Source organism: Pseudomonas sp. Irchel s3a18, assembly GCF_900187535.1.
In the GTDB taxonomy this organism is placed as follows: Bacteria; Pseudomonadota; Gammaproteobacteria; order Pseudomonadales; family Pseudomonadaceae; genus Aquipseudomonas.
Genome location: NZ_FYDV01000024.1, coordinates 1 through 13,084 on the forward strand (window position 1 = coordinate 1; position 13,084 = coordinate 13,084).

At 60.8% G+C, this 13,084-nt stretch carries 13 protein-coding genes and 1 pseudogene; 3 read left to right on the top strand and 11 right to left on the bottom strand.

From position 1 onward, the window contains the following. Positions 1-234: 234 nt before the first annotated feature. The 3 genes and pseudogenes from CKW29_RS23440 to CKW29_RS23450 all read left to right on the top strand — a co-directional run bounded on the left by CKW29_RS23440 (position 235) and on the right by CKW29_RS23450 (position 1,182). Positions 235-607 (top strand): annotated as a pseudogene (locus CKW29_RS23440) (type II toxin-antitoxin system RelE/ParE family toxin). Further along, positions 585-905, top strand: a complete 321-nt coding sequence (locus CKW29_RS23445; protein ID WP_095147271.1) for a DNA-binding transcriptional regulator — start codon at positions 585-587, stop codon at positions 903-905. The pseudogene CKW29_RS23440 and the gene CKW29_RS23445 overlap by 23 nt, the downstream one beginning before the upstream one ends. Before the next feature lie 118 nt (positions 906-1,023). Beyond that, positions 1,024-1,182 carry a YqaE/Pmp3 family membrane protein gene (locus CKW29_RS23450; protein WP_003228885.1) on the top strand — a complete coding sequence of 53 codons (159 nt, stop codon included), beginning with the start codon at positions 1,024-1,026 and terminating at the stop codon, positions 1,180-1,182. Positions 1,183-1,225: 43 nt separating this feature from the next. Here CKW29_RS23450 and CKW29_RS23455 read toward each other — a convergent pair whose 3' ends face one another. The 11 genes from CKW29_RS23455 to CKW29_RS23505 all read right to left on the bottom strand — a co-directional run bounded on the left by CKW29_RS23455 (position 1,226) and on the right by CKW29_RS23505 (position 13,076). Beyond that, positions 1,226-3,058, bottom strand: a complete 1,833-nt coding sequence (locus CKW29_RS23455; RefSeq protein WP_095149201.1) for a S9 family peptidase — start codon at positions 3,056-3,058, stop codon at positions 1,226-1,228. Further along, entirely contained in the window at positions 3,024-4,154 is a 1,131-nt protein-coding gene (gene pqqE / locus CKW29_RS23460; RefSeq protein ID WP_176465368.1) for a pyrroloquinoline quinone biosynthesis protein PqqE, read from the bottom strand. Before pqqE ends, CKW29_RS23455 begins: the two co-directional genes overlap by 35 nt. Before the next feature lie 10 nt (positions 4,155-4,164). After that, on the bottom strand, positions 4,165-4,440 hold the full coding sequence (gene pqqD / locus CKW29_RS23465) for a pyrroloquinoline quinone biosynthesis peptide chaperone PqqD (protein ID WP_095082877.1): 276 nt from the start codon (positions 4,438-4,440) through the stop codon (positions 4,165-4,167). Continuing rightward, positions 4,437-5,189 (bottom strand): pyrroloquinoline-quinone synthase PqqC, encoded by a 753-nt coding sequence (gene pqqC / locus CKW29_RS23470; protein WP_095149202.1) that lies wholly within the window; start codon positions 5,187-5,189, stop codon positions 4,437-4,439. Before pqqC ends, pqqD begins: the two co-directional genes overlap by 4 nt. An 88-nt stretch (positions 5,190-5,277) precedes the next feature. Beyond that, a complete protein-coding gene (pqqB, locus tag CKW29_RS23475; RefSeq protein WP_095149203.1) occupies positions 5,278-6,189 on the bottom strand; it encodes a pyrroloquinoline quinone biosynthesis protein PqqB in 912 nt (303 codons plus the stop codon). An 85-nt stretch (positions 6,190-6,274) separates the two neighbouring features. Further along, a complete protein-coding gene (pqqA, locus tag CKW29_RS23480) occupies positions 6,275-6,349 on the bottom strand; it encodes a pyrroloquinoline quinone precursor peptide PqqA (RefSeq protein WP_003194766.1) in 75 nt (24 codons plus the stop codon). Between the two features lie 127 nt (positions 6,350-6,476). Then, the gene (gene pqqF / locus CKW29_RS23485) at positions 6,477-8,921 is read right to left on the bottom strand and encodes a pyrroloquinoline quinone biosynthesis protein PqqF (protein WP_095147266.1); all 2,445 of its coding nucleotides are present in this window, start codon (positions 8,919-8,921) and stop codon (positions 6,477-6,479) included. A gap of 47 nt (positions 8,922-8,968) precedes the next feature. Continuing rightward, positions 8,969-9,763 carry a carbon-nitrogen hydrolase family protein gene (locus CKW29_RS23490; protein ID WP_095147265.1) on the bottom strand — a complete coding sequence of 265 codons (795 nt, stop codon included), beginning with the start codon at positions 9,761-9,763 and terminating at the stop codon, positions 8,969-8,971. A 12-nt stretch (positions 9,764-9,775) separates the two neighbouring features. Beyond that, positions 9,776-11,458 (bottom strand): NAD(P)/FAD-dependent oxidoreductase, encoded by a 1,683-nt coding sequence (locus CKW29_RS23495; RefSeq protein ID WP_095147264.1) that lies wholly within the window; start codon positions 11,456-11,458, stop codon positions 9,776-9,778. Positions 11,459-11,598: 140 nt separating this feature from the next. Further along, the gene (locus CKW29_RS23500) at positions 11,599-12,060 is read right to left on the bottom strand and encodes an Lrp/AsnC family transcriptional regulator (RefSeq protein ID WP_095147263.1); all 462 of its coding nucleotides are present in this window, start codon (positions 12,058-12,060) and stop codon (positions 11,599-11,601) included. Positions 12,061-12,164: 104 nt separating this feature from the next. Next, positions 12,165-13,076, bottom strand: coding sequence for a lipopolysaccharide biosynthesis protein (locus CKW29_RS23505; RefSeq protein ID WP_371850673.1), 912 nt, complete (start codon positions 13,074-13,076; stop codon positions 12,165-12,167). Between the last annotated feature and the right edge of the window lie 8 nt (positions 13,077-13,084).

Sequence of the window (13,084 nt, forward strand, 5' to 3'; positions counted from 1 at the left end):
AAAAAGGAAGGAAAGTATTAATATCGCGCATAAGAACGCCGGTTTGTTAGATGTGTTTGCTCGCACGAACATCATCAATCAAATCGGCGTTCTTGTTTCTGTGTTTCCCGGGATTCCGTGAAGAACCTTTTAAATGGGTGCGGCAGGGACTGCCGGTTCCGTAGAGCGACAATTTTGCGCGATCGGAATGGAGTTTCATACCACTGGGTGGTATGTTTATGGGAAGGGATGTCCATGACAATCAGATTGTTCAAGACCAAGCGTTTTGCAGCCCAGGCCGCAAAGGCCTGGATTGGTGATGACGAGTTGAGGTCGGCATTCGACGAGGTGTTAAAAGGTCAAGACTGACAGTCTGGGAGGTGGCGTATGGAAAAAGCGCTTGAGCGAAAACCGCCACCGTTCGATCGTCCTGGCCAAGGGTGGCCGTTACTGGATTTACCAGTTCCTGTTTGCCAAGAAGGACCAGAGCAATATTAGCCAGACGGAACTGGCTGCTTTTCGAGAACTGGCCAAGGCCTACGAAAAGCTCAATGACACACAGGTCCGGCAATTGCTGGAGATGAAGGCGTTTGTGGAGATACATCATGAGCAAGAAATTCAAGAGTGAAGCCCTTGAGTCGGTTCACGAGTCGGCGGCCGCGCTGTTGTCGATCGGTGCCATCAGCAAGACCACCATGCGCCAGTTTGATCAGTCGTGCCTGGCGCAGGTACCCGCGGCTATTCCAGCCCAAGACATCAAGCAACTGCGTGAGCGCAGCAATGTCAGTCAACCGGTGTTCGCCCGCTATCTGAACACCAGCGCCTCCACGGTCAAACAGTGGGAGGCGGGCGACAAGCACCCCAGCGGCATGGCCCTCAAACTGTTGAGCATCGTGCAAAAGTACGGGTTGGAAATACTGGCCTGAGACATCCCGCTGCGCTTCAATGGTGGCATCTTGCCGGGGCTGCATGGAACCCTGTCACGCGCTACGGGTCAATCAGGTGTATGGCTCATTGAAGCCAACTTTTCTCAGGAGCTGCCCCATGGATTTTATCCGCATCATCATCGCCATTCTGTTGCCACCACTGGGTGTGTTCCTGCAGGTGGGTTTCGGCGGCGCTTTCTGGCTGAACATCCTGTTGACCTTGTGCGGCTACATACCGGGTATCGTGCATGCGGTGTACATCATCGCCAAGCGTTGAGCCGTTGGCCCGCAGACTCGGCAGCGATTGCCAGTGTCTGCGGTCAGTCCGGTTGTTGGTTCATCACCGCTTGATAAAACCGCCACTCCTGCTCCAGTGCATGGGCCTGGTTGGTGGCCTTGCGAAAGCCGTGTCGTTCGTCGGGGTAATAGTGGGCCTGGGCAGCGATGCCGTTGTCGTGTAGCGCCTTGATCATGTCGCGGGTCTGCTGCGGCACCACAACGGCATCGAGTTCACCCTGGAAGAAGATGACGGGCACGCGGATGTTACCGGCGTGCAGCAGCGGTGTACGGGCCGCGTAGCGTTCGGCGTCCTTGAGCGGGTCGCCGATCAACCAATCCAGATAATCGCCTTCGAACTTGTGGGTCGTACGGCCCAGGGCCACCGGGTCGCTGACCCCATACAGGCTGGCACCCGCACTGAATACGTCATGGAACGCCAAGGCACAGAGGGTGGTATACCCGCCTGCGCTGCCGCCGCGAATGAACGCATGATTGCGATCGATCAAGCCTTGCTCCGCGAGGTAGCCGACCACGGCACAGGCGTCCTCTACATCCACCTCACCCCAGCGCAAGTGCAAGGCCTGTCGATAGGTCCGGCCGTAGCCACTGCTGCCTCGATAGTTGAGGTCGGCGACGGCGAAACCCCGCTGTGCCCAGTACTGAATGCGCGGGTCGAGCATCGGATAGCAGGCCGAGGTGGGGCCGCCATGGATGAACACTACCAGCGGCGGATTGGCGACATCGCCCAAGGCAGGATAAAAGAACCCGTGGGCCTCGCCTGTGCCGCTGGGGTAACGCAGAGTCTGTGGCTGGCTGATGTGTGCAGCGGGCAGTAACGCAACGCCACCGGCCAGCACCTTGACCTGATGACTGTCGCGGTCGATGGCAAGCACCGCTGAAGGGGCGGTGGTGGAGGCCGCAATGCAGTAGACAAACCGGTCATCCAGCGCCAGGTTGCGAAAGCGGCTGTAGTCGCCGGTGAGGTCTTGAACGCACTCTCCGGTGCGCATACCCAGACGTCCAAAGCCGTCCACCGTCCAGCTCGCCAGGTAATGCTCCCGATCCAGTGGCAACCAGGTACAGCCTCCCAGTTGCCAAGGCGCGGGGCCGTGATCGGCGGCGGCACAGGGCAGTGGCTGCAAGCCTGATTCACTCTCGACCCACGGCTCCCAGAAGCCGCCGCGATCGGTCAGGCAGTACAAGCGACCGGCCTGATCGAAGCGCGGCTGTTGCAGGGACTCCTCATCCCTGTCGCCACCGACACAACGAGGCTTGGCAAAACCGCCACTGTTGTCGCACTCGGCAACCATCAGGCGTGTGGCGGTCCAGGGTTGATGGGGGCGGCTCCATTCGACCCACGCCAGGCGCCGGGCATCGGGGCTCAGGGTCGGTGCGCTGTAGAAGTCGGCGCCTTCGGCCAGCACTTGGCGTCGACCGTCCGCCAGCTGGATGGCGACCAGGCGATGCTGGTTGGCCTGCTCTTCGACGGCCAGTACTTGCCCGTTGGCGAATTGCAGGTCGCCATATCGGCACTGACCCGATGTCAGGGCCTGCGGCGTTTCACCGGTCAGCGATTGCCGATAAAGCTGTTGGTCCGCTTCGTTGACGAAGACCACACCCTCATCGCTCAGGCAGAACGAACCACCGCCGTACTCATAGACCCGGCTGCGTACACTGAACCCGGCCGGGGTCAGGCAGTGCGCCGCGTTGTCACGCCAATGCCAGATCCGGCAGGCGGCGTCGTCGGGGCGGTACTCATTCCAGAACAGGCCATGGGCACCGATGCGCAAGTCTGCGAAGTCGATGCCGGCGGCCACGGCTTTGAGGGCGCTCAAAGCGTCAGCCCTTGACGATGAGGCGTGAGTTTCGTTCATTGCGAAAGGCCAGCTGTTCGATGGTCTGGGTGGCGTGTTCGGCTTCTTCGCGGGCCTTGAGGATCACGCCGTGATGGGCCGACTTGCTGCACACCGGATCCGCGTTGCTGGCGTCACCGGTCAGCATGAAGGCCTGGCAGCGACAGCCGCCGAAGTCCTTTTCTTTCTCGTCGCAGGAACGGCACGGCTCGGGCATCCAGTCGTAACCGCGAAAGCGGTTGAAGCCGAACGAGTCGTACCAGATGTGCTGCATGCTGTGGTCGCGCACGTTGGGGAACTGCACCGGCAGTTGTCGGGCACCGTGACACGGCAATGCGGTGCCATCTGGGGTGACGGTCAGGAAGACGCTGCCCCAGCCGTTCATGCAGGCTTTGGGGCGCTCTTCGTAATAGTCGGGCGTGACGAAGATCAGTTTGCACGGGTGCCCTTGGGCTTGGAGCCTGGCACGATACTCGTTGGTAATGCGTTCGGCGCGTACCAACTGTTCCTGGGTCGGCAGCAGACCGACGCGGTTGAGCTGGGCCCAGCCATAGAACTGGCAGGTGGCGAGTTCGACGAAGTCGGCCTCCAGGGCAATGCACAGCTCGATGATGCGGTCGATCCTGTCGATGTTGTGCCGATGGGTGACGAAGTTCAGCACCATCGGATAGCCGTGGGCTTTCACGGCGCGGGCCATTTCGAGTTTCTGCGCGAAGGCTTTTTTTGAGCCAGCCAGCAGGTTGTTCACCTGCTCGTCGCTGGCCTGGAAGCTGATCTGGATGTGATCGAGCCCAGCCTTCTTGAAATCGCTGATCTTCTGCTCGGTGAGGCCGATCCCCGAGGTGATCAGGTTGGTGTAGAACCCCAGTTTTCGGGCTTCACCGATCAGTTCGGCGAGGTCCTGGCGCACCAGTGGCTCGCCACCGGAAAACCCCAGCTGCGCCGCGCCCATTTCCCGGGCTTCGCGAAACACCTTGAGCCACTGCTCGGTGCTGAGCTCCTTGCCTTGTTCGGCGAAATCCAGCGGATTGGAGCAGTACGGGCATTGCAGCGGGCAGCGGTAGGTCAGTTCGGCCAGCAGCCACAGCGGCAGGCCAGTCTCAGGCTTCGCCGGCATGGCCAGGTGATCAGCCGAGTTCGATCCAGTGCTGTGCACGGGCGACCTCCATGAATTGCTCGATGTCGTCACCGAGCTCGGGCACGCCGGGGAACCGGGTGTCCAGTTCGGCAATGATCGCCGCGACATCCCGCTGCCCATCGATCAGGCCACCAATCAGCGCGGCGCTTTCATTGAGTTTGATCATGCCTTCGGGGTACAGCAGTACGTGGCCTTTCTGGGCCGGCTCGTACTGGAAACGATAGCCGGGACGCCAGCGTGGGGTCTTGCTGCGGTCGAAACTCATAAGGCGATCCCTTTGTGCCAGACCCGCTGCCCGGTCACGCTGTGATAAGGCGGGCGGTTCAGTTCATAGGCCATGCTCATGGCATCGAGCATGCTCCAAAGTATGTCCAGTTTGAACTGGAGAATTTCCAGCATGCGCTGCTGGCTGTCATAGGTGGTGTAGTGCTGCAGGGTGATCGCAAGGCCGTGTTCGACATCGCGCCGCGCCTGGCCCAGGCGTGTACGGAAATACGCGTAGCCGGCCGGATCGATCCAGGGGTAGTGCTGCGGCCAGCTGTCCAGGCGTGATTGATGGATCTGAGGGGCGAACAGTTCGGTCAAGGAGCTGCTCGCGGCTTCCTGCCAACAGGCGCGGCGCGCGAAGTTGACGTAGGCATCCACGGCAAAACGCACCCCAGGCAACACCAGTTCCTGGGAGCGCAGTTGATCGGGGTCAAGGCCGACGGCCTGGCCAAGGCGCAGCCAGGCTTCGATGCCGCCGTCTTCACCGGGAGCGCCGTCATGGTCAAGCAGGCGCTGAATCCACTCGCGACGGATCTCGCGGTCCGGGCAGTTGGCCAGAATCGCGGCGTCTTTCAGGGGGATGTTCACCTGGTAGTAAAACCGGTTGGCGACCCAGCCCTGGATCTGCTCGCGGCTCGCCCGGCCTTCGTACATCGCCACGTGATAGGGGTGGTGGATGTGGTAGTAGGCGCCCTTGGCCCGCAGGGCGGCTTCGAATTCGGCGGGGGACAGCGGTGTATGGGTCATTGCGGTTCTCCGGGGATCAACCGTAGAGGTGTGGTGTTTTTGCCGGGCTTGGCCGCGCCAGACCACGCAGCGGTCTGGCGCTGCGCTGTCAGAGCTCGATGCTCATCCCGTCATACGCCACTTCAACATTGCGCCGAGCCAGTTCGGCGCGCTGGGCCGAGTCCTCATCGAGGATCGGGTTGGTGTTGTTGATGTGGATAAGTACCTTGCGCTGGCTGGGCAACTGCTCGAGCACCTCGAGCATGCCCCCCGGGCCGTTTTGCGCCAGATGGCCCATTTCCCGGCCGGTGCGGGTGCCAACGCCACGGCGCTGCATTTCGTCGTCGTCCCACAGGGTGCCGTCCACCAGCAGGCAGTCGCTGCCGGCCATGATCTCAAGCAGCGCCCCATCGACCTTGCCCAGCCCCGGCGCATAGAACAGCTTGCCGCCTGTACGCAGGTCTTCGACGACCAAGCCGATGTTGTCGCCTGGGTGTGGGTCGAAGCGGTGCGGCGAGTAGGGCGGTGCCGCGCTGCGCAAGGGTAGCGGGTTGAACCGCAGGTTCGGGCAGGCCGGGATGGTGAAGCTCTGGTCGAGCTCGATGCGGTTCCAGTTCAGCCCCCCGTTCCAGTGGCTGAGCATGGTGAACAGCGGGAAGCCGGTACTCAGGTCTTCGTGGACCATGTCAGTGCACCACACGGAGTGCGGGCAACCTTCGCGCAGGCTGAGCAAGCCGGTGGTGTGGTCGATCTGGCTGTCCATCAGGATGATTGCACTGATCCCGCTATCGCGCAGTGCCCGGCCGGGCTGCATGGGGGCAAAACCCTGGAGCTGTGCGCGGATGTCCGGAGAGGCATTGCACAGCACCCAGTTCACACCGTCATCGGAAATGGCGATGGACGACTGGGTCCGCGCCGTGGCCCGCAGGCTGCCATCGCGAAAACCCGCGCAGTTCACGCAGTTGCAGTTCCACTGCGGAAAACCACCGCCAGCGGCGGCCCCTAGAATCTGGACAAACATGACCGCTCCACCCCATCCACGCTGAAAATAAAAACGCCCCGGACGGGCCGAGGCGTTGAACCGCATCTTCTCCCTAAAGGCAGAATCAACGGCTGGCGAAGTACATGGTGACTTCAAAGCCGATACGCAGATCGGTGTAGGCAGGTTTGGACCAGGTCATAAAAACGCTCCTTCAAATTGGGCTCTATACATATAGTCCACCTCCGGCAGGAGGTGTTTGGATGCTTGTCGGGCCTATGTTACTGAAACGTTTCTGCAAATTGGAGATATCTGTCGAAGAAAGCCCGTTACAGCTGCGGTAATGATCCCGTTGCCAGATACCTACGGCCACCTTCTGCGCGCATCAACCGGCCTGCCGCGTCGAGCAGCGTTGTGCGGTCCAGTCGCAATATGGCCTGTTGCAACCGCTGAAGATAATCCGACGAATGGCCGCCCAGTTTGCCTTGCCACTGCAGCTCAAAGGCCTGGGCCAGTGGCAGCGTACGGTCGTCGAGTTGCTCAGCCAGGGCCTGTTGCTGATGGGCCAAAGCTTGATCATCGATCGCCTCTATGAGATCGGGCAATTGCTTGAGGAACAACTCCACCTGTTCAGCCAACACTGTCACCGACGCTTGCGGCGACTGTATCCCGAACTGCAACCCGGTTTGCCCGTTGATCTGTCGGATACCGCTGAATACCGCGTAGCCCAATTGCAACTCGACCCTCAGGCGTTGATAGAAGGGTGTTTGGCACAGGTGAGCCAGCATGCGCCATGCGGCTTCGTCGGCCTGTGCCTGGGTGGGAGCAGGGCAAAACAGCAGCAGCGCGTGTTCGTTGGCGGTGCCCGGTAGCTCGCTCCAAAGCCGTTGCCCGGCAATCGACTGCGGCGCTGTCGGCTCGCTGTCGGGAATCCCCGGGGCTCGGCTCAATGCGCGGGTGATTGCGGTTTGAGCCGTTGGCGAAAAGCCAGTCGCCAGTCCGTCCCAGCGCGCGCTGGCCCAGGTTCGGTGCAGGTCGTCCACCGTGCCGGGCGGCGATGCCGGTTGTGAGCCTTGGCCCAGGCAGTGGGCGGGCAGTGCCTTGAGCATTTGCCGAATCGCGATCATGGGGGCAGCGTCATCAACGCTGTGCCAGGCGTGGGCAGTGGGGTTGGCCAGGCATTGCAGCGCCTGTTCGAGAATTGCGGGCATCGGCTCGTGCCAGCCGTTCAACTTCAGCCGCCATTGATTGCCCATTTCACTGAAGGACAGTTCGACACCGGCTTGCAGCGCGTCGTCGCGCAGGCTTTGCAGGCTGAAGTCGAGTACGGGCTGGAAGTTGGCTGGTGGCGTTGAGTCGAGGCGCCAGCGCAGGCATATCGCCGCTTCGCCGCCGGTATCCGTCGGCGCAGGGCTGAACTGCATGGACGAACGGTCACGGCGGCCGCGTGTGCGGTCCTGGGCGAACGTGCGCAAGCCCCGGTGAGCGCTGGTCTGCCCCCGGATCAATCCGGCGGGCGCCGGCTCGTCGACGCTGCGCAGCCATGGATTGGCGGGTGGCAATTGCCAGGCGATCGTCGGGTGTGGCGCAGGCGTTGGATTCATCTGACGCAAGATCGCCTTCAAGGCCGCAACGCCTGGGTCCGACAACTGTGGCTCCAGTTGCTCACTGTCCCGTCGGGCCAGCGCCAGGGCCTGGCTGGATTCAGTTTTTCGCCGTTGCACAAGGGCATATTCTTCGCGCAGTCCAGGCCAGTCGGCCTGTTGGCTGAAGTCATGCAGCCAGTCATTGAACAACTCGCTTACTGCTGCAGGTTGCGTGTCGGGGCTGCTCAGTTTGAACTCGATGTGCAGCAGTGCTTGCCCGGCAAAGTGGTACACCGGCACGGCCTTCAGGTGGTCGATCAATTGGCGATGGCGTAACTCGGCAAGCAAGCCGCCGGGCTTGGCAGCATTGAGCCAGGTGCAGAGGAAATCCAGTGCCTCACGGGATGCGGTGGGCAAGGCTTCGAACGCAAATACCAGGTTGAGTCGACGTTCGTCGATCTGTTGATAGCGGCCCGTTGGGCTGGTCATCAAGGCGGTCGGCAGGCTTTGCGGTTGTGCCTCGCCGACGTTGAGGTCGACGCTCAAGCGCTGGGCCATGCTGCGCAATTCATCCACAGGCTGTGGGCCGACAAGGCTCAAGGTCATTTGACCGGTCTGGTAGAAGCGCTGATAGAAGGCACGCAGTGCCTGTTGGAACGCCGGTTGCTCCACCGCCAGGCTGTTGCGGTTGCCAGCATGGAAGTCGCGCAAGGGATGAGCTGCCGAAAGCTCGTTGAGCAGCGCCTGTTGTTGCTGCGCCGCTGCGTCCTGGGACCAGGCGATGAACTCGGCTTCCAGCACTTCCCGTTCCCGCAATTGATCGTCGGGACTCAGGCGTGGATGGGCGAGCATGTCGCACAAGCGCTCCAGCCCTGCGGCGCAGGCATGCACAGGCAGTTCGAAGAAGAAGTCGGTGGTGCGCTCACGGGTTTGTGCATTCAGTTGGCCGCCATGCCGTTGTACGTAGGCCATCAGCCCTTCGTCCGCGGGGAAGCGTTCAGTGCCCAAAAACAGCAAATGCTCAAGAAAGTGCGCCAAGCCAGACCAGGCCCGTGGGGCATCGTGGCTACCGGCGGCGACCCGCAAGACAGCCGCGCAGCGTTTCAAGCCGGGCGCATGACGAAGTGAAACCCGCAGGCCGTTGGCCAGGGTTTCGGTGTGAGGGTGAAGAGGGGTCGGCGCAGGCATGAGCACTTCCGCTACAAAGAAGCGCTCATGCTAGCGAAAACCTTGGGTCAGCGCTTGTTCAGCTCGCCGTAGAGCTCTGGCCGGCGGTCGAGAAAGTAGCGATTGGCGGCGCGTGAATCGACCATCAACTGCCGGTCCAGGGTGCCAACGATCAGCGCTTCATCCAGCCCGGCCTGAGCGATACGGCTGCCATCCGGCGCGGCAATGCTGCTCTGGCCGCAGTAGTGGATCTGGTCTTCGTTGCCGCAGTAGTTGGCGTAGGCCACGTAACACTGGTTCTCGAAGGCCCGTGAACGTACGGTGACGTCGGCGATGAAGTCGTAGGGAATCATGTTCGCCGTCGGCACCAGTATCAACTCGGCACCGGCCAGTGCCAGGCGTCGGGCGTTTTCCGGGAACTCCAGGTCGTAACAGATCAAGAAGCCCAGCCTCCAGCCATTGAGCTCGACCAACGGAAACTCATTCGGTCCGATGCTGAACATCGAGTGGTCGAGTTCGCCGAACAGGTGGGTCTTGCGGTAGTTGGCCAGTCGCCGGCCCTGGCTGTCGATCAACTGCACCGCGTTGTAGATCTGCCCGTCCTCGGCGCGCTCCGGGTAGCCATAGGCAATGGCAATGCCATTGGCCCTGGCAACGTTGGCGATGTGTTGCGCCGATGCACCGTCTTGCGCCTCGGCCAATGCGCCGACCGCTTCCGCGCCGATGTTGTAGCCGGTCAGGAACATCTCCGGGAACACCAACAGATCGGAATCCCCAGCCTCTGTTGCAAGTCGCTGCAAACGTTTCAGATTGGCGGCAACGTCCAGTGGCAGCGGTGGGCATTGGTAAAGGGCTACGCGCATCTCGGACTCCTCTTACTCGGGCAGGGCAATCGGCCCGATCTCATGGAACACGTCGCCCGGCCCCGGGTTTTCGGCGTGAGTCGTACCGCCAAAGTGATTCATGATGCCCCAAACCGCGTTGAGCGAGGTTTGTACCGCGCCTTCGACCCAGGCCGGCGTCCAGGACACATCATCCCCAGCGATAAATATCCCGCGCTGTTCCGCGGGCATGTCCTGCTGCATGAAGTGCGCATACATGCGCTGGTTGTAACGGTAGTGGCCAGGCAGGGCGCCTTTGAATGCCCCGAGGAAGTGCGGGTCGGCTTCCCAGGACACGGTAATCGGGTCGCCGATGATGCGGGCCGCGATGTCGACTTTCGGGTAGATCTTCTTCAGGGCATCGAGTGCCAGCTTCACGCGTTTATCGATCGGTTGCGGGAGCATTTTCAGTGCATCGCTCATCCACGAGTACGACAGGCAAATCACCCCGGGTTTGTCGTCGCCGTTGTCGAAGAGGTAGGTGCCACGGGTCAGACGGTCGGTGAGGGTCATGCTCATCAGGTCGCGGCCGGTTTCCGGGTCTTTGTCCTTCCAGAACGGGCGGTCGACCATGACGAAGGTTTTCGAGGATTGCATGTAGCGGGTGCGGTCCAGGGCCATCCACATCTTTTGCGAGAACAGCGACTCTTCGCATTCGATCTGGGTGGTCAGCAGCCAGCTTTGGCAGGTAGTCAGCACCGCCGCGTATTCACGCGTGTCGCCCCAGTTGTCGGTGACGCTGAAGCGGCCATCGGCAGCGCGTGCGATCCGTTTGACTCCGGTGCGTGGCGCACCCTTGTGCAAGGAGCTCAGGCTTGTGCCTTGCGGCCAGTGAGCGCAACGCTCAGGGACATGGCGCCAGATGCCCAGTGGCACTTGTTCCACACCGCCCACCACCAGGTGCTGGTGATCGTCGCAGTTGGTCATCACCACGCGGAAGATTTCCAGCATCGAGTTCGGGAAGTCCGAATCCCAGCCGCCGGTGCCGAAGCCGACCTGACCGAAGACTTCGCGGTGATGGAACGACAGCTTGGCGAAGGCTTTGGAGGTGGCAACGAAGTCGTAGAACGTGCGGTCGTCCCACAACGGTACGAGGGTGTTCCACAGTTCTTTGAGACGCGGGACGTCGCGGTCGCGGATCGCCTGCTGGATCTCGCCAAAGCGCGAACCGTCTTCCAGCGCATCGGCCCAGGCGTCGGCGACTTCCTGGAACAGGGCAGGAAGATCGGCGAGCTTCTGTGCGTAGTGGGTCTGGCCTTCCAGGTCGATGACTGTACTGCCGGAGGCCGGGGTCAGGGGGTTGGGGAAGGGTTTGGTCTCAAGACCGAGTTTGTCGACGTAGTGATAGAACGCAGTGGAGGACACCGGGAAACGCATGCCACCCAGCTCGGCGATGATCCCTTCGGCACCTTCGAAGGCCTGGGAGCGCAAGCGGCCGCCCATTTTCGAGGCTTCATAGACGACTGGTTTCAAGCCCAGCTTCATCAATTCATAAGCGGCCACCAGGCCTGCGATACCGGCACCGACAATGGCCACTTCCGTGCCGTGGTTGTGCGCTGGAATGCTACCCAGGCCGGCCGGGTGCTCGATCCAGTCGTCAAAGGCGAAAGGGAAGTCGGGACCGAAGATGGTGACTGGTTTTTTACCGTCTGCAGGATGGCGATTGTTCTTGTTCATGGCGGACCTTGCTGGCGACGTGCACACAGGTGCTGAGTATAGAAAAGACTGTCGCCATTCTAGGGAGCGTAGCGCACGTTAATAAGACGCAAAGTGTCGTCGTTTTGCATGTCTTTGAGTCAATTTGACGAGGCTAGTGGTCAGACTGGCTGTCCACGATCAATCTTGCTGCTGAGGATGATCGACGTGGTGGTCTTTTCCACACCATCGACGCTGCCAATCTGGTCAAGCAGTTGGTCGAGCTGTTCCGGTGAGTCAGTGCGCAGCCAGGCCACGTAATCGAACTCGCCACTCACCGCACAGAGTTGCTGGACCTGCGCCATGCTACTGAGCCGGCGCAGTACTTCTTTGCCGGAGCGCGGTTGCACGGTGATCCCGACATAAGCCTGCAAGCCACCGTCGACCACACGCTGGCCCAGGCGTACGCCATAACCTGTGATCACCTTGGCCTTCTCCAGGCGTGCCAGCCTTGACGTCACGGTGGTGCGGGCGATACCCAATTGCCGGGCGAGCATGGCCACGCTTTCACGGGCATTGATCTGCAGGGCTGCAATCAGTTGGCGGTCGATTTCATCGAGAGCGAGAGGGCGGGTGTCAGGCAAGGTTGTCTCCGGCGGCACACTTCAGTGGGCCGCATGTTACAGGCTGATGGGGGGGATGCGAGTGGCCGCAGGCAGGGAGCGCAACGTGCGTCATGCCACACGCGTCACCCGAGAAGCGACCTCAATGCCTGAAGATCGATCCTGGGAATGATGCTCTCAGGAACCCTGGAGGTACTGGACAGGTTGTAAACGGTGAAGCTTTCACCCATGACTTTTCTCGACATCAGCTTCAACGACGGAAGAATTCGGGTGTGGTAGTGCTCATCCAGCCCGCAAGGTGACAACACGGAACCGTTGTTCTCATAGAAACGCCCCATGGACGGGTTCAGATCGAACCCGACAAGAATCACCTTGCTGAAACCCAGGTGGTGGGCAAGTTGCAGGGCCAGGTAAGCCACTGTGCGGGCGTCGAAGAAGCCATCGCTCAGGTTCTTGCTGAAGCCGACGCTTCTGGAGCGATGGCCCAGAAACGAATGTTTGTGTACCAGGTTCTTGTTGGTTCTGAAGAAGTAGTCGAGCCAGGTTTTTTTCGGGGCCCGTTTTAACGCGAAAAGCTTTCCTGCGGGTCGAGTCCCCGTTCGCCGTACATGTTCTGTCCATAAGGCGACACGCTGGCTGATGTTCATCGCCAGGGAAAAGAGTTCGGGTTGCTGCTTGGGGAAACCCATGTCCGTACAAATGTAGAAGTACGGCTTGATGTTTGTCCCGTTGAACAGCGAAATGGCGCCATTCATGGTGATCATCGGAACGTGGGCGAACTCGTCGACCGGAAAATCTTTGGTCGAACTCCCCGAGGCGATAATGAACACGGTACCGGTCTCGGTGTTGCGGCACTCGTCGAAATCACTCGTATGACTCAACCTGACGTCAACCAATGGGCGTTCCTGAGTTGCTTCCATGTCGGGTGTCCGATTGTTATGCCATTGACGGTGCTTATATTTTTTATAGGCCCTGAAGCGTGACGCGACGGCTGCCCAGCGAAGCGTCGCATCTTGCGCACAGCGCTTCAGGCGCAAGGGGTCGA

Coding starts and splice junctions, on each gene's coding strand:
- CKW29_RS23445 (WP_095147271.1), top strand. CDS start 585: ATGAGCAAGAAATTCAAGAGTGAAGCCCTTGAGTCGGTTCACGAGTCG.
- CKW29_RS23450 (WP_003228885.1), top strand. CDS start 1,024: ATGGATTTTATCCGCATCATCATCGCCATTCTGTTGCCACCACTGGGT.
- CKW29_RS23455 (WP_095149201.1), bottom strand. CDS start 3,058: ATGAACGAAACTCACGCCTCATCGTCAAGGGCTGACGCTTTGAGCGCC.
- pqqE (WP_176465368.1), bottom strand. CDS start 4,154: ATGCCGGCGAAGCCTGAGACTGGCCTGCCGCTGTGGCTGCTGGCCGAA.
- pqqD (WP_095082877.1), bottom strand. CDS start 4,440: ATGAGTTTCGACCGCAGCAAGACCCCACGCTGGCGTCCCGGCTATCGT.
- pqqC (WP_095149202.1), bottom strand. CDS start 5,189: ATGACCCATACACCGCTGTCCCCCGCCGAATTCGAAGCCGCCCTGCGG.
- pqqB (WP_095149203.1), bottom strand. CDS start 6,189: ATGTTTGTCCAGATTCTAGGGGCCGCCGCTGGCGGTGGTTTTCCGCAG.
- pqqF (WP_095147266.1), bottom strand. CDS start 8,921: ATGCCTGCGCCGACCCCTCTTCACCCTCACACCGAAACCCTGGCCAAC.
- CKW29_RS23490 (WP_095147265.1), bottom strand. CDS start 9,763: ATGCGCGTAGCCCTTTACCAATGCCCACCGCTGCCACTGGACGTTGCC.
- CKW29_RS23495 (WP_095147264.1), bottom strand. CDS start 11,458: ATGAACAAGAACAATCGCCATCCTGCAGACGGTAAAAAACCAGTCACC.